At 62.0% G+C, this 15,763-nt stretch carries 12 protein-coding genes and 1 tRNA gene; 10 read left to right on the forward strand and 3 right to left on the reverse strand.

Translation table 11 applies throughout. From position 1 onward, the window contains the following. Positions 1-65: 65 nt before the first annotated feature. Positions 66-2,231, reverse strand: coding sequence for a RecQ family ATP-dependent DNA helicase (locus ACLRGI_RS13560; RefSeq protein ID WP_419202164.1), 2,166 nt, complete (start codon positions 2,229-2,231; stop codon positions 66-68). Between the two features lie 125 nt (positions 2,232-2,356). On the opposite strand from ACLRGI_RS13560, the gene ACLRGI_RS13565 reads away from it, so the two are divergent. The 4 genes from ACLRGI_RS13565 to ACLRGI_RS13580 are packed head-to-tail and all read left to right on the forward strand — an operon-like array spanning position 2,357 to position 5,653. Further along, positions 2,357-3,775: a phosphomannomutase/phosphoglucomutase gene (locus tag ACLRGI_RS13565; protein WP_419202165.1), complete on the forward strand. Its 1,419-nt coding sequence runs from the start codon at positions 2,357-2,359 to the stop codon at positions 3,773-3,775. Positions 3,776-3,787: 12 nt separating this feature from the next. Further along, positions 3,788-4,708, forward strand: a complete 921-nt coding sequence (locus tag ACLRGI_RS13570) for a hypothetical protein (RefSeq protein ID WP_419202166.1) — start codon at positions 3,788-3,790, stop codon at positions 4,706-4,708. Then, entirely contained in the window at positions 4,705-5,160 is a 456-nt protein-coding gene (locus ACLRGI_RS13575) for a hypothetical protein (RefSeq protein WP_419202167.1), read from the forward strand. Before ACLRGI_RS13570 ends, ACLRGI_RS13575 begins: the two co-directional genes overlap by 4 nt. Positions 5,161-5,182: 22 nt before the next feature. Next, on the forward strand, positions 5,183-5,653 hold the full coding sequence (locus tag ACLRGI_RS13580) for an RrF2 family transcriptional regulator (RefSeq protein ID WP_419202168.1): 471 nt from the start codon (positions 5,183-5,185) through the stop codon (positions 5,651-5,653). Positions 5,654-5,766: 113 nt separating this feature from the next. Here ACLRGI_RS13580 and ACLRGI_RS13585 read toward each other — a convergent pair whose 3' ends face one another. Next, positions 5,767-7,593, reverse strand: coding sequence for a phosphoenolpyruvate carboxykinase (GTP) (locus ACLRGI_RS13585; RefSeq protein WP_419202169.1), 1,827 nt, complete (start codon positions 7,591-7,593; stop codon positions 5,767-5,769). A 284-nt stretch (positions 7,594-7,877) separates the two neighbouring features. Here ACLRGI_RS13585 and ACLRGI_RS13590 point away from each other — a divergent pair. Beyond that, positions 7,878-7,951, forward strand: a tRNA-Arg gene (locus tag ACLRGI_RS13590). A 152-nt stretch (positions 7,952-8,103) separates the two neighbouring features. On the opposite strand, the gene ACLRGI_RS13595 is transcribed toward ACLRGI_RS13590, so the two are convergent. Further along, positions 8,104-8,832, reverse strand: a complete 729-nt coding sequence (locus ACLRGI_RS13595; RefSeq protein ID WP_419202170.1) for a FadR/GntR family transcriptional regulator — start codon at positions 8,830-8,832, stop codon at positions 8,104-8,106. Positions 8,833-9,154: 322 nt separating this feature from the next. On the opposite strand from ACLRGI_RS13595, the gene ACLRGI_RS13600 reads away from it, so the two are divergent. The 5 genes from ACLRGI_RS13600 (at position 9,155) to ACLRGI_RS13620 (ending at position 15,744) form a co-directional block, all read left to right on the forward strand. Beyond that, positions 9,155-10,792, forward strand: a complete 1,638-nt coding sequence (locus tag ACLRGI_RS13600) for an ABC transporter substrate-binding protein (RefSeq protein WP_419202171.1) — start codon at positions 9,155-9,157, stop codon at positions 10,790-10,792. Positions 10,793-10,896: 104 nt separating this feature from the next. Then, positions 10,897-11,853, forward strand: a complete 957-nt coding sequence (locus ACLRGI_RS13605) for an ABC transporter permease (RefSeq protein WP_419202172.1) — start codon at positions 10,897-10,899, stop codon at positions 11,851-11,853. A gap of 3 nt (positions 11,854-11,856) precedes the next feature. Further along, on the forward strand, positions 11,857-13,986 hold the full coding sequence (locus tag ACLRGI_RS13610) for a dipeptide/oligopeptide/nickel ABC transporter permease/ATP-binding protein (RefSeq protein WP_419202173.1): 2,130 nt from the start codon (positions 11,857-11,859) through the stop codon (positions 13,984-13,986). Then, positions 13,983-14,789 (forward strand): ATP-binding cassette domain-containing protein, encoded by an 807-nt coding sequence (locus ACLRGI_RS13615; protein ID WP_419202174.1) that lies wholly within the window; start codon positions 13,983-13,985, stop codon positions 14,787-14,789. The genes ACLRGI_RS13610 and ACLRGI_RS13615 overlap by 4 nt, the downstream gene beginning before the upstream one ends. A 37-nt stretch (positions 14,790-14,826) precedes the next feature. Next, positions 14,827-15,744 carry a dihydrodipicolinate synthase family protein gene (locus ACLRGI_RS13620; RefSeq protein ID WP_419202175.1) on the forward strand — a complete coding sequence of 306 codons (918 nt, stop codon included), beginning with the start codon at positions 14,827-14,829 and terminating at the stop codon, positions 15,742-15,744. Positions 15,745-15,763 lie beyond the last annotated feature (19 nt).

Here is a 15,763-nt window from a genome sequence, read left to right on the forward strand (position 1 = left end):
GACCCCGGGCCAGCTTCCACCGTTCCCTAGCGTTAGTCCGCTGGTGCCCGACCGTGCCTGAGGCTCTATCCCGCCAGCGCCAGCGCCAGCGGTAGGACGGCGCCCACACCCGCTTGGCGCAGGGCACGAGCAGATACGGTCATGGTCCAACGGCTGTCTATGAGATCGTCCACCAGCAGCACGGGTTGCCCGCCCGTAGACGCCAACGCTTGGGCAAGTTCGGGACCTACCACCAACCTGTCCCAGACACCGGCAAGCCTGTAAGCGCTGTTACCTCCGCGTGCGCCGGTGGGCCCTCCATGTTGAGGCTGCAGCTGTCCCAGGTAGGGCATCCGTCCTATTCCAGCGATTCCTCGGGCCAAGGACTCCACCAGTTGCGGCTTGCTCCGGGATGGGATGCTCACAACCGCCGCAGGCCTACCTACGCCGCTCCACGGAGTTCCGCCCTCAGCTCCCGACCATTCCCGCAGTACTTGGACGCAGGCCTGCAGCATGGCAGGATCCACGGCACGGTCCGGCGCCCCGGCGGCGAACAACTCCCGTAAAGCACCTCCCCAGCCCAAGTCAGTAAGCCGGGCCAGGACCCGTCCTTCGGAAACACTCTCATCCGGTTTGATCTTGCCCTTGACGGCCACCCCAAGCCGGTCCATGCCACTGGGCCACTGAAGGCGAGGCTCTACGGCGATGCCGGCACGCCGGAGAGTTTGTCCAGCAGCGTCGACTGCCGATGCCGCCACGTCCACGGGAAACCAGCGGCCTGCACAGTTATCGCAGCGTCCGCAGGCCATTGCCGTTTCGTCATCCAGGACCGAGGTGATGTATTCCATGCGGCAACCCGCAGTGTCCTGGTAGATCACCATGGAATCCTGCTCATCCACGCGGGCCTCAGCGATGCGCGCATAGCGCTCGGCGTCATAGTTCCATGGCTTGCCGGTTGATCGCCAACCACCCCCAACGCGTTCTACGGCACCATCCACTGCCAAGACCTTAAGGAGCAGTTCCAACGGTGTGCGGCGAAGATCCACCCGGGCTTCGAGTGCCACCGTGGACAGGGCTGAGCCCGCCTCCCCCAGTGCACTCAGCACAGCATCGGCTTTTTCAGCCGACGGCATGGAGGCCGTAGCGAAGTACTGCCAGATTTCGCGGTCTTCGGAGCCTGGCAGCAGCAGGACGTCTGCGTTGGCTGCACCACGGCCTGCACGGCCAACCTGCTGGTAGTAGGCAACGGGCGACGACGGAGCACCAAGATGGACCACGAAGCCCAGGTCCGGTTTATCGAATCCCATACCCAAGGCGGAGGTGGCCACAAGGGCCTTCACCTGGTTGTCCTTCAACAGTTGCTCCGCGCGCTCCCTGTCAGCTGGATCCGTTCGTCCCGTGTAGGACAGGACGTTGTGTCCGGCCTCCGCGAGAAGCCGTGCAGTGTCCTCGGCCGCCGAAACAGTAAGGGTATAGATGATTCCGCTGCCGGGCATATCGGCAAGGTGTGTCAGTAGCCATCCCAGCCGATCCCGCGAATCCGGCAGCGTCAGGACACCGAGCCGCAACGATTCGCGGCCCAGTGCACCACGTATGGTCAGCACTCCCGCGCCGAGTTGTTCTTCAATGTCATGAACCACCCTGGAATTAGCGGTGGCTGTGGTTGCCAGGACGGGAACAGACTCCGGCAACTGTGCAATGAGGTCCGAAATGCGGCGGTAGTCAGGACGGAAGTCGTGTCCCCAGTCCGAAATACAGTGAGCCTCATCAATGACCAAAAGCCCCGTGCGCCGAATGAGCTCAGGGAGCTGATTCTCCCTGAAGGAGGGGTTGGTGAGCCGCTCCGGGGAGACCAAAAGGACATCGACCTCGTCCGCGGCAAGCTGGGCCAGAACCGTGTCCCATTCCAAGGCGTTGGCGGAGTTTATTGCGACAGCCCGGACTCCGGCCCGGGCAGCTGCGGCCACTTGGTCACGCATGAGCGCCAGCAAGGGTGACACGATCAGCGTTGGTCCGGCACCGCGTCGACGCAGCAACAATGACGCCACGAAGTACACCGCTGACTTTCCCCAACCCGTTCGCTGGACTACCAAGGCCCGGCGGCCCGCATCCACCAGCGCCTCGATGGCTTCATATTGTCCGTCATGGAAGTCCGCTTCGGGGTGGCCCACCAACTCACGAAGGCAAGCGAGAGCCTGCTGATGGGTAGGTGATTCCACGGAAACGGCTGCATTTGGGGAGTTGTTGGCCATCAACCCAGTATTCCAGCCGACCCTGACAGCCAGAACCTGGCTACGCTGCTATGTGGACAACGGCTATCCACAGGCCATGTGTTCAAGTTCAACCCCAATTGCGTTGCCACAGTAGGATTGAGCCCGTGACTAGCGAGCAGAACAAGACATTCGACCTTTCGGCTTCCTTCAAGGCGTACGACGTCCGGGGGATCGTCGGTGAATCCATCACAGCTGAAATCGTCGAGGCCGTTGGCGCTGCCTTCATCGACGTCCTGGGCCTTGAGGGCGGCACCGTGCTTGTTGGCGGTGACATGCGTCCCTCATCACCGGAGTTCAGCCGTGCCTTTGCCAATGGTGCAGCGACTCGCGGAGCGAACGTCCAACTGCTCGACTTGATCTCCACTGACGAGCTTTACTACGCATGCGGCGCCCTCAACGCTGCCGGCGCCACCTTCACGGCCAGCCACAATCCCGCCGAGTACAACGGCATCAAGATGGCCAAGGCTGGCGCTCAGCCCATCTCTTCCGAGAGCGGGCTGAAGGAAATCCAGGCCCTCGCTGAGCAGTACCTTAACACCGGCACAATTCCTGCTGCGGGCACTCGCGGTGAGATTGGTGTGCATGATGTCTTGAAGGACTACTCCGAGTACCTTCGCAAATTGGTGGACCTGTCCGGCTCCCGTCCGCTGAAAATCGTCGTCGACGCCGGCAACGGCATGGCCGGTCTGACCACACCGGCTGTCCTTGGGGACAAACTGCTCCCGGCGCTGCCGTTCGAGATCATCCCGCTTTATTTCGAACTGGACGGTTCCTTCCCCAACCACCCGGCCAACCCCTTGGAACCGGAAAACCTGCGCGACCTGCAGACCGCTGTGGTCAAGCACGGCGCCGACATTGGCCTTGCTTTCGACGGCGACGCCGACCGCTGCTTTGTTATTGACGAAAAGGGTGAGCCCGTCTCCCCGTCCGCGATCACCGGTATGGTTGCCCGCCGTGAAATCGCCCGCGCCCAAGCCGCAGGTGAAGAGACTCCCGTGATCATTCACAACCTCCTCACGTCCAAGGCCGTGCCCGAGCTCGTAGCCAAGGATGGCGGCCGTGCCGTAAGGACCAGGGTGGGACACTCCTTCATCAAGGCTGTCATGGCCGAAGAAGGGGCCGTGTTCGGTGGCGAGCACTCGGCACACTTCTACTTCCGGGATTTCTGGAACGCTGACACCGGCATGCTTGCGGCCATGCACGTCCTCGCCGCTTTGGGTGAGCAAGACGGCCCGCTCTCCGAACTTGGCCGCCAATATGAGCCCTATGTCTCCTCAGGCGAGATCAACTCCGAGATCGAAGACAAAGCCGGTGCCGTCGAACGGGTACGCATGGACTTCGGAACCGAAGACATCGACATCGATCACATGGACGGCAGCACATTCACGGCCAAAGACGGCAGTTGGTGGTTCAACCTTCGCCCGTCCAACACCGAGCCCTTCCTGCGCCTGAATGCAGAAGCCAAGGATCAGGCCACCATGGAAAAGATTCGCGACCGCGTCCTGGCGCTGGTCCGGGCCTAGGAACCGGCCCTCATGACGCAGATTCCGGCTGAGGCCCGGATGTCTCCCGAATCCGAATTGGCTGCAGTCGTGGCCGAAGCACTTGAACTGGCCGACGCTCAGTTGGTCATCAACAAGAGCTTCGCACCGTTCGTCTTCATGCTCGACGCTGACGGCACCATCCACCGAGGCGAAGTCCCCAAGGAAATCCAGGGGACCATGCCCCCGGACCCGCTGCTGGCCGTGAAGCTGACCATTGATCTCTTCTCGGGCCATGCCGAAAACCTCCTCGCGATGGTTGCTGTGTTGGATCCGCAGGCGGGCAAGAACGAGGACTCTCTCCACCTCTGGGCTGAACACCGTAGTGGCATCAGCCAAATCATTCGGGTGGACTTCACCCGTAAGAAGTTCCTGAAGCACCCCTCCTTGGGTGACCCCCGGGTAGAAGCCCAGGAGCCCCACGTATGGGCCGGTGGAGCCGCACCTGCCGCTGACGAATGGTGGCACGAGGGGCTCTCAGAGCAGGCCATCCAGGACGTTTTCGATCTTGTTGGTGCTGCCGTCCCCTTCGCCCAGGATCAGTTAGGCAAGAACGGTTCATTGGCCCCATACGGTCTGACGACGGATCTCACCGGTGAGATCGGCCATCACATGGCGTACCAAGAGCCCGATGAGGACGACGAGATCGATTCTGCAGAGTCTGTCCTGATGATGACGGAAGGATTCCGTCAAAAGCTGGAGTCGCTGCGCGGGACCTGCGTCATCAGCGATGTTCGCCTCACCCCCAGTAATGGCGAAGGCGTTGGCTTAGACGCCCTCAGGCTCCACATCGAACACACAGAAGGACTCTCGATGCTCCTTTTGAAGCCCTACGAAATCGATGAGCAGTCCCGGGCCGTCGCGTTCGGAGAGACGGCAGTGATACCAACTCCTGCTCAGGTGTGGTCCGAGTGAGTGAACAACCCACCCACGCGCCCGGAGAGGGCGAACCACTCCAAGACCGCGAACTCCGCGAGACACTGGGCACTGCCCTCGGGACCGCGCAGGAGCACATCCAACAGAACGGCGGCTTCTTTCCGTTTGGCGTCACGCTGTCGAACGATGACGAACTGCGGATAGTGATGATCGCCCCGGGTGAACCGGACGAGAACGGCGAGGTGGATGCTGGACAGATGTTGACCGACATCCATGAACTGCTGCGCCAAGGCCGCGATGATTTCAAGGCTGTAGCAGTTGTGAGTGACGTCAGCCTGCCGGATCATGGTTCTGACGGCATCCATGGCGCAGCCGAGCACAGGGATGGCGAAGTCCGTGCGGCAATCATTCCGTACACTCCTATAGCGGACGGATTCGTGTTCAGCGCTATGGAACCCGATACACACGAACCATCCATCTGGGTGGACTAGACCTTATCCGTGAGCTGATCCCATGAAAATCAACGCCTTCGCAGATGTGAGTCTTCGCGCCATCATGGTTTTGGCCGCAGCGCCCGAAGGCACACTGCTGACTACCCAAGCAGTGGCCGATGCCGTGGGGACACCCTACAACCATGTCAGCAAGGCGATGGTCCGCTTGCGAGCCCTCGGAATAATCAGCGTTGAACGTGGGCGGCTGGGCGGTTCGCGGCTTAGTGAATCCGGTCGGCGGGCCACCGTTGGCGAAGTCCTTCGGCATCTGGACAGCCGGCAGGATCCGGCGGAATGCCAATCCCCCACCAAGAACTGCCCGCTCATCAACGAGTGCGGGTTGCGCCACGCCATGAATCGGGCCAGGGAAGCCTTTTACAGCGAACTCGACACTGTGGTTATCGCCTCCCTTCCCCATGCACGCCAGATGAACCCGGTGTTTCAATCCATTGGGCTCCGGCCGGAATTTCGGACGCCTGCCGCGCAGTCGTAGTCACCACGGCAGCGGGTACAACAGTCCCAAGCACGACGGCGGCCCGCCACCTTTCATTCAAAAGGTGACGGGCCGTCGTCGTTCGCTTAAGAACGCCGTTGTTCCTAAGGGGTCTAGCCCAGACGGGTCTTGAGACCGTCCAGTTCGGACTGAAGGGCCGCCGGGAGTGACTCGCCGAAGTTGGCAAACCATTCCTCGATGGACGCCAGCTCGGTTGCCCATTCCTCGGGGTCGACGCGAACCGCCGACTCAACCTCAGCCGGGGTCATGTCCAGGCCCTCGAGGTCGATCGATTCACCGGTCGGCACGAAACCGATCGGCGTCTCCACGGCGTCGGCCTTGCCTTCGAGGCGCTCGATTGCCCATTTGAGCACACGGGCGTTGTCTCCGAAGCCGGGCCAGGCGAAGCCGCCTTCAGCTGTGCGACGGAACCAGTTGACCAGGAAGATCTTAGGCAGACGTTCCGGGTTGGCCTTGGCGGACAGGTTAACCCAGTGGTTCAGGTAGTCACCTGCGTCGTAGCCGATGAATGGCAGCATGGCCATGGGGTCGCGGCGGACGACGCCAACGGCACCGGCGGCAGCAGCAGTGGTTTCGGAGGACAGGGTGGAACCCATGAAGATACCGTTTGACCAGTCGCGGGCCTCGGTGACCAGTGGGATGGTGGTCTTGCGGCGGCCGCCAAACAGGATCGCGGACAGTTCCACGCCTTCCGGGCTGAAGTACTCTTCGGCCAGCATGTCGATCTGGTCGATCGGCGTGCAGAAGCGTGAGTTCGGGTGGGCAGCGGGAGCGTCGGAGTCCGGAGTCCAGGACTCCCCCCGCCAATCGGTCAGGTGTGCCGGGGTTTCCTCCGTCATGCCTTCCCACCAGACGCCGCCGTCGTCGGTCAGTGCGACGTTGGTGAAGATGCTGTTGCCCTTGGCGATGGCACGCATGGCGTTGGGGTTGGTGCCCCAACCGGTGCCCGGGGCAACACCGAAGAGGCCGGCCTCGGGGTTGACTGCGCGGAGCTCGCCTTCCTTGCCGAAGCGCATCCAGGTGATGTCGTCGCCAAGGGTCTCAACCTTCCAGCCCTTGATGGTGGGGTCGAGCAACGCGAGGTTGGTCTTGCCGCAAGCGGAGGGGAACGCAGCAGAGACGTAGTACGTCTTCTGCTCAGGGGAGGTCAGCTTGAGGATGAGCATGTGCTCGGCAAGCCAGCCTTCGTCGCGAGCCATCACCGAAGCGATGCGCAGCGCGTAGCACTTCTTGCCCAGGAGGGCGTTGCCACCGTAGCCGGAGCCGAAGGACCAGATGGAGCGCTCTTCGGGGAAGTGCACGATCCACTTGTCGGTGTTGCAGGGCCATGAGACATCAGCCTGGCCGGCTTCGAGAGGTGCACCCAGCGAGTGGAGGGCCGGAACGAAGAAGGCGTCAGTCTGCGTAATGCGGTCCAGGACGTCGGTGCCAATACGGGCCATGATGCGCATGGAGGCCACAACGTAGGCGGAGTCGGTGATCTCGACGCCAAACTTGGGATCTTCTGCATCCAGGTGGCCCATGACAAACGGAATGACGTACATGGTTCGGCCACGCATGGAGCCGGCGAACAGTCCGCGCAGTTTCTGCTTCATTTCGGCCGGGGCCATCCAGTTGTTGGTGAAGCCTGCATCGCGCTCATTTTCGGAGCAGATGAAGGTCTGCTCTTCAACACGGGCGACGTCAGCAGGGTGAGAGAACGCCGCGAAGGAATTCGGGAACGTTTCCGGGTTCAGCCGCTTCAGCGTGCCGGCCTCGACGAGTTCGTCGGTGAGCTTTTTGTTTTCTGCTTGGCTGCCATCTACCCAGTGGATGCGGTCAGGCTGAGTCAGCTCGGCAACTTCCTCAACCCAGGCCAGCAGGCGTGCATGCGTAGTAGGTGCCTTCTCAAGCAGCGGCAGTCGCGCCAGATCGCCCATTGCGGTTCCCTTCCTCGGGTTCAGTGGTGTGTCCTAAACGATAGGGGCCGCGGACCAGACCAATTCGCTGTCAGACATCGGACGTCCAGTGCGGGGCGAAGAGAAAACCGCTAGAAATCAAGGTTTCAGGATCGAAATTGCGCGATTTAAGTGACTAAGGTCACGTAGACCGGTCTAGTTGCACAGATTACAGCTTTTCGATTTGGAACTTCACATGAACTTCTGTAAAGTTTATTGAGGTTCGAGGGGGTCAGAGAAACAGACCGCCGGAAATCACACGGTATGCGCCCATAGCTCAGCTGGATAGAGCGTCTGTCTACGGAACAGAAGGTCAGGGGTTCGAATCCCTTTGGGCGCACAGATAAAGACCCGCACCGGTTCGCCGGTGCGGGTCTTTTTTCATGCCCCGCCGAGCGCAGCGGCAGGCGGCCCACGCGCAGAAACGGCAAGGGCCGCCGTCGTACCTTCCAAAGAAGTACGACGGCGGCCCTTGCGTTGACTGCGGAGCGCTTACTCTCCCACGGCCTCGCTGATGCGGCGGCGTATGCCGTCGAAGTGCCGGTTTAGTAGCTCTGAAGCGGAGACTTTGTCGCCGGCGGCAACTGCCGCATAGATGCTGCGGTGCATGGCAGCGGTTTTTTCCAGGTCCTCGTTGCCTGGTCCGATCTCCACGTGGATTTTCCGGTAGACCTTCCAGAAGACTCCCATGAGGTTGATCAGGAGTTCATTGTTGAGAGGTTCGAAAAGGCGGCGATGGAACTCGGCATCGGCGGCGACGAAGTTCTCACCGGCGGCGGCCAGCTCCTCCATCTGCTTCACGGCTTCTTCGATGGAGGCGAGCTGTTCCTTGCTCATGACGTCCATGGAGGAGCCAATCAATCCGGATTCAAGGGCCTGGCGGACATCCACCAACTGGAGGGCTTCAAGTCCCTGATGACGAAGCGAGAGCCGCCCGCGGAACGTTAGCCCATCGGCCAGGGCATCAAAGTTGCTCGGGGCCACGAACATGCCGAAGCCGTGCCGGATCTCGATAACCCCAAGGGCCTGGAGCACCTTGAGGGATTCGCGAAGCGTATTGCGCCCCACGCCAAGGGCAACGGAGAGCTCGCTCTCCGTCGGCAATGGATCTCCCGCCTCGAGCTCGCGCTCAAGGATCAATTCCATAATGTCCGACTGCAAGGCGCGCAGCCGGGCCTGTGCACTGAACCGCGCCTGCGGAACCACACCGGAAGTTGTCATGGCTATCTCCTTGCCGATGCACCTGTCCCGGCGCCAACGAAGGCCAATCCCGGAAACAAGTGCGGTGTTAATATTGAGGCGAGCTTAGTGCCCACGCAAGAACGAGTGACTCGCAACATACAATATCGGATGTCCCACCTCCGTCATAGCTATGTGGCGCTAAATCCCTGAGATGTCCGTTCCGGGCCGGCCGCAGTCGGCAATACCCCAGGCGCAGAGGCGCAACCTAAGACGCCATTCTCACTTGACGTTCCGTTGTGACCGCCCTTACAGTTTCACTACGAGCATCGGACGTCCTACATCCGATAACCCATAAATGTGAATGGTGAGGCACCCTATGAGCAAGACGATCCAAAGCCTGCCGCTGGTCAACGATGCCAGCCGCCGGAACTTCCTGAAGCTAAGCGGCGCAGTTGGTGCAGCAGCCGCCTTCACGGCAAGCCTCTCCGCGTGCGGCGGCGCTGCCAGCACCACTACCGGCACCGGCACCAACACGGCAGCAGTTAATAAGGACCTCATCATTGAGGCGGGCATCTCTTACGCGCTGTCCACCGGTTTCGATCCCCTGAGTTCATCCGGAGCCACGCCGATGGCAGCGAACCTGCATACCTTTGAAGGCCTGATCGAACTCCACCCGGCCACGCGTCAGCCCTACAACGCCTTGGCCGCAACAGATCCCAAGAAGGTCAACGACACCACCTACCAGGTGACCATCCGCGACGGCGCCAAATTTCACAACGGCTCCCCCGTCACCACCGAAGACGTTGCTTTCTCCTTCACCCGCGTCATGGACCCAGCCAACAAGTCCTTGTTCTCCCAGTTCATCCCCTTCATCCAGGACGTCAAGCCCCTGGACGCCAAGACGGTGGAGTTCACCCTTAAGTACGCCTTCCCCGGCTTCGGTCCCCGCATTTCCGTCGTCAAGATTGTCCCCAAGGCACTGGCTACAGACCTGAAGGCCTTCGACGCTTCACCCATCGGCTCCGGCCCCTACAAGCTGGTCTCCGCAGTCAAGGACGACAAGATCGTCTTCGAAGCATTCGCCGACTACAACGGCCCCAAGCCGGCACTGGCCAAGGGCATGACCTGGCTTCTGCTCTCCGATGCCGCGGCCCGGGTCACTGCGGTCCAATCCGGCCGCGTCCAGGCCATCGAAGACGTTCCTTACCTTGATGTCGACGGCCTGAAGTCCAAGGTCAAGGTGGAATCCGTCCAGTCCTTCGGCCTGCTGTTCCTCATGTTCAACTGCGCCAAGGCCCCGTTCGATAACAAGCTGGTCCGCCAGGCCCTGCACTACGGCCTGGACAAGGAAGCCATCATCAAGAAGGCCCTGTTCGGTAACGCCAAGGCCGCGACTTCCTACTTCCAGGAAGGCCACCCGGACTACGTCAAGGCCAAAAACGTCTACGGCTTCGATACTTCCAAGGCCGAGGAACTGCTGAAGCAGGCCGGCGTCACCAACCTCGAGTTCGAACTCCTCACGACGGACACCGCGTGGGTCAAGGACGTTGCCCCGTTGATCCTCGAATCCTGGAACAAGATCCCGGGCGTCAAGGTCACGGTCAAGAGCCTTCAGTCCGGCGCCTTGTACAGCGACCGCGTTGGCAAGGGCGACTTCTCCGTGGTGGCAGCCCCCGGCGACCCATCGGTGTTCGGCAACGACGCAGACCTCCTTCTGAGCTGGTTCTACTCGGGCGCAACGTGGATGGACAAGCGCGCCTTCTGGACCGCCCCGGAGCGTACCAAGTTGCAAGAGCTCATGAACAAGGGCTCGCAGGCTTCCGGTGAAGAGGCAAAGAAGATCGTGGGCGAAATCGTGGACATGGTTTCCGACGAGGTCCCCCTGTACCCGATCCTCCACCGCCAGCTGCCCAGTGCCTGGGACGAGAAGAAGCTCAGCGGCTTCCAGCCCCTGCCTACCACCGGATTGTCATTCATCGACGTCGGACGAACCGCCTAAGCACCCCTCGAGTTTGTGAGGCCTGCTCTGCGGGCTATATCCCCTGGATAACGCGCAGAGCAGGCCCCACAACCAGCAGCACCCCAACCAAACCGGAGAACAAATTGGTCACGATATTGCGTCTGCTCGGCCGCAGACTTGCAGCATTGCCATTGATGATCCTGGGCATCACGTTGCTCGTCTTCCTCGTCCTGCAGGCTGCTCCCGGCGACCAGGCCAGCTCGGCCCTCGGCGACGGCGCCAGTGAAGAAGCGAAGCAGCAGTACCGCCAGGAAAATGGCCTCAACGATCCCCTGGTCCTGCAGTACTTCCGATTCCTCGGCAAGCTCCTGCAGCTGGATCTCGGCGTCACAACTCCGCCGGCCAAGTCGGTGGCTTCCATGATCGGCTCGGCCTTCCCCCTGACGCTGCAGCTCACCTTCCTTGGTGTCCTGATCGCGATTGTGCTCTCGCTCGCGTTCGGCATCCTCGGCGCGCTCCATCGCGATAAGTGGCAGGACCAGTTGGTCCGCGTCTTCTCCATCGCCGCGATCGCTACGCCGTCATTCTGGCTGGGCATCCTGCTCATTCAGTGGTTCGCGCTCGGTGCCAACCCCATGTTCCCCTCAGGCGGAATTGCGACGCCGGAGTCCGGTTTCGGCGGTTGGCTCAACTCCATGGCCCTTCCTGCCCTGGCGCTCGGCATCCCTGTGTCAGCGTCGCTGATCCGCGTGGTCCGTACCTCCATGGTGGAAGAACTGGACCGCGACTACGTCCGCACAGCCATCGGCAACGGCGTCCCGTACCGCGAGGTTGTCTCCAGGAACGTCCTCCGCAACGCGCTCGTCACCCCCGTGACCGTGCTGGGACTCCGCGTGGGCTACCTGCTGGGCGGCGCCGTCGTGATTGAAATGATCTTCGCCCTGCCCGGCATGGGCCAGCTGATCCTCAACGGCATCACCAACCTGGACGTCAACCTGGTCCAGGGCGTGGTGCTCACCATCTCGGTCACCTTCGTTGTGGTGAACATCGTGGTGGACCTTCTCTACCTGCTCATCAACCCCCGAATCAGGACGGTATAGCTCATGCGCAGCAAGCTCGCAGAACGGCTAAGTGCCCCGGGCATTCGTTTCAAAGCCCTGCCCTGGGGCTCCCGTATCGCTCTGCTCTTCCTCATCATGATTGTCCTGGCGGCCATTTTCGCGCCGGTCATCGCCCCGCATGATCCGTTGGAGACGTTCATTCCTGCCACTCCGCCGGGCGCTGAACACTTCTTCGGCACTGATCGACTGGGCCGCGATATCTTCTCGCGCCTCCTCTTTGGCGCGCAGTCCTCGCTCCTGATCGGCCTTGGCGCCGTTGCACTGGCCATCCTGGCAGGCGCGCTCCTGGGCTCCTTCGCCGCGACGTCCAGCAAGTCCGTGAATGAGATCATCATGCGCCTCATGGACATCCTCATGGCGTTCCCGGGCATTGCCCTGGCTGCTGTGTTGCTGGCGGCATTCGGCAACTCGGTTCCCACCATCATCATTGCGATCGCCATCATCTACACCCCCCAACTGGCCCGCGTGGTCCGCGCCAACGTGCTGGCACAGTACGGCGAGGACTACGTCCGCGCTGAGCGCGTGATCGGCGCCGGCCGCTTCTACATCCTGGTCAAGCACATCGTCCGGAACACCGCCGCCCCCGTGCTGGTGTTCGCCACGGTGATGGTTGCCGACGCCATCATCCTCGAAGCCTCGCTCTCCTTCCTGGGCGCCGGCGTTCAGGACCCCGCGCCATCATGGGGCAACGTGATTTCCTATGGCCGCAACCTTGTCCTGTCCGGCGGTTGGTGGGCCACCACCTTCGCCGGTGTGACCATCCTGCTGACCGTACTTTCCCTGAACATCCTGGCCGAGGGCCTCACCGACGCCATGGTGAACCCGAAGCTGCGCCGCGCACCGGCAGTGAAGGACGACGACGGCGCGTCGGCAGCAGTAGCAGGTGTAGCCGTGGACACCGAGGTGGCAACCTCTGTGGCCCAGCCTTCGGTGGTTGAGGAACACGAGCTCGACGGCGTCCGTGCGGCTTCCGGGGACACAGTCACTTCTGGTGTTGGCACCTCAGCCGTCCTCACCGACGTGAAGGTGGCCGCCGCCAACCCGCACCTCCTGTTGGATCGCGAACTGGAACTCCTGGCCGCCATCGAAGCCAAGCGCACAGACCGCCTCCCCCAGGTTTCCCCCGAGGCACGCAACGTGCTCGAGGTAAAGAACCTGTCCATCCGCTTCCCGGGCCGCTTTGGTGACATCGCAATCGTGGATAACGTCTCCTTCGCCGTCCGCGAAGGCGAGACCATGGGCCTGGTTGGCGAGTCGGGTTGCGGCAAGTCGATCACCTCGCTGGCTGTGATGGGCCTCCTGCCGAAGACCGCCCAGGTCACCGGATCCATCACCTTCGATGGCAAGGAACTCCTGAATTCGGACACCAAGCACAGCGACCCCAAGGCCTATGTGGGCCTCCGGGGTGAGCAGATCGCCATGGTCTACCAGGACGCGTTGAGCTCGCTGAACCCGTCCATGAAGATCAAGGACCAGATGCAGCAGCTCACCAAGCGCGGCGGCCGCAAGTCTCCCGCCGAGCTGCTGGAAATGGTGAAACTGGATCCCGTCCGGACCCTCGCCAGCTACCCGCATGAGCTCTCCGGCGGCCAACGCCAGCGGGTGTTGATCGCCATGGCCCTGTCCCGCTCGCCCAAGATCGTGGTTGCCGATGAACCCACCACTGCCTTGGACGTCACGGTCCAGAAGCAGGTGGTGGACCTGCTCAACGAACTCCGTGAGCAGCTCGGTTTCGCCATGGTGTTCGTCAGCCACGACCTCGCCTTGGTGGCCTCCCTCGCCCACCGGATCACCGTGATGTACGCGGGCCAGGTGGTGGAATCCGCACAGGCCTCCGAGCTCCTGCAGAACCCCAAGCACGAATACACCCGCGGCTTGCTCGGCGCTGTTCTCTCCATCGAGGCCGACGCCGTCCGACTGCACCAGATCCCCGGCACGGTCCCCTCCCCGAGGGACTTCGCCACGGGAGACCGCTTCGCTGCCCGCTCGCTGCGCGCCGACGCCGATCCCCACCAAAAACTGGTCCTCACCAGTGTTTCTCCGGTTGACTCCGCGAGCGGCCACGATGCCGACCACTACTGGGCGAGCCATTTGAAGGAGGACGCGAAATGAGTCTGTCAACGGGAAAGCCGGTCATCGAACTCCAGGACGTGAAGGTCTACCACCACGCACGAACCGGTGGGCTGTTCCGTCCGACCATCGTCAAAGCAGTGGACGGCGTGGACTTCACCATCAGCCGCGGCGAAACCGTGGGAATTGTGGGTGAGTCCGGCTGCGGCAAGTCCACGCTCGCTTCAGTGCTCGTGGGACTTCAGCCGCCGACGTCGGGCAAGGTCTTGTTCCACGGAAAGCCTGCCATCAAGCGGAACGCGGCCATGCGCAAGGAGTTCGGCCGCTCTGTTTCCGTGGTCTTCCAGGACCCGGCCACCGCGCTGAATCCGCGCATGACCATCCAGGACATCCTCACCGATCCCCTGCAGATCCACGGCATCGGCAACGCGGCTTCCCGTGCTGCCAGGGTCGAGGAACTATTGGCCCTGGTGGGCTTGCCGCAATCGGCAGCCGAGGTGACGCCGTCGCAGGTTTCCGGTGGTCAGCGCCAGCGCGTGGCGATAGCCCGAGCACTGGCGTTGGATCCGGACATCATCGTGGCTGACGAGCCGACGTCGGCATTGGACGTTTCCGTTCGCGCGCAGGTCCTGAACCTGCTGTCCGACCTGAAGAAGCAGCTGAACCTGGGCATGGTTTTCATCTCGCACGATATCCAGACCGTCCGCTATGTCTCCGACCGCATCTGCGTCATGTACTTCGGCAAAATCGTCGAGCAAGGCACAGCCACCCAGGTCTTCGACAACCCGAGCAACGACTACACCAAGAAGCTGCTCGGCGCCGCACCGAGCCTGCTCCACATCTAGTTTTTCCCTTCACAAGCTACAAACAACGGAGAATTCTGTGTCCACTCAGTTCCAGGGCGTTATCCCCCCGGTCATCACTCCCCGCCACGCCGACGGCAGCCTCGACACCGCGTCGCTGAAGAATGTCACCAAGCACCTGATCGACGGCGGTGTCTCCGGACTTTTCGTCCTCGGCTCGTCCGGCGAAGTGCCTTATCTGACCAATGACGAGCGCGAGGTGGTGGTCTCCACCATCGCGGACGCCAACGCCGGTGCGGTTCCCTTGATCGTGGGCGCCAATGAGCAAACCACCCACCGCGTCATCGAAGAAGCACGCAAGGTAGTTGACCTCGGCGCCGACGCGATCGTTGTCACCTCCATGTACTACGCCATTGGCAACGCCGCAGAAACCGAGACCCACTTCCGCAGCATCCACGCCGCCATCGAGAAGCCGATCTTCGCGTACGACGTTCCGGTCCGCACGCACTTCAAGCTGCCCACAGACCTGCTGGTCCGCCTCGGCCGTGACGGCGTCATTGCCGGCGTCAAGGACTCCTCGGGCGATGACGTCTCCTTCCGCCAGCTCCTCCTCGCAGCGAAGGACGTCCCCAACTTCGACATCTTCACCGGTCACGAAGTTGTGGTGGACGGCGCCCTCCTGGGCGGTGCGCAGGGCGTTGTTCCGGGTCTCGGCAATGTTGACCCGGCCGGTTACCGACGCCTGTTCGATGCCGCCCAGGCAGGTGACTGGGCACTCGCAGCAAGGGAGCAGGACCGCCTGGCCGACGTCTTCGAGATCGTCTACACCCCCAACGGCCGTGTCTCCGGCGGCGCTGCGGGCTTGGGTGCGTTCAAGACCGCCCTGCAGGTAATGGGCGTCATCGAGTCCAACACCATGAGCTCGCCGATGCTTTCGTTGAACGAATCCGAGACTGCTGCGATCCGCGAAATCCTGGAGCGGAACGGACTGGTCTAGGTATTCCATGACCGCTTCC

Source organism: Paenarthrobacter sp. PPS72, assembly GCF_048537125.1.
GTDB lineage: Bacteria > Actinomycetota > Actinomycetes > Actinomycetales > Micrococcaceae > Arthrobacter > Arthrobacter nitroguajacolicus_E.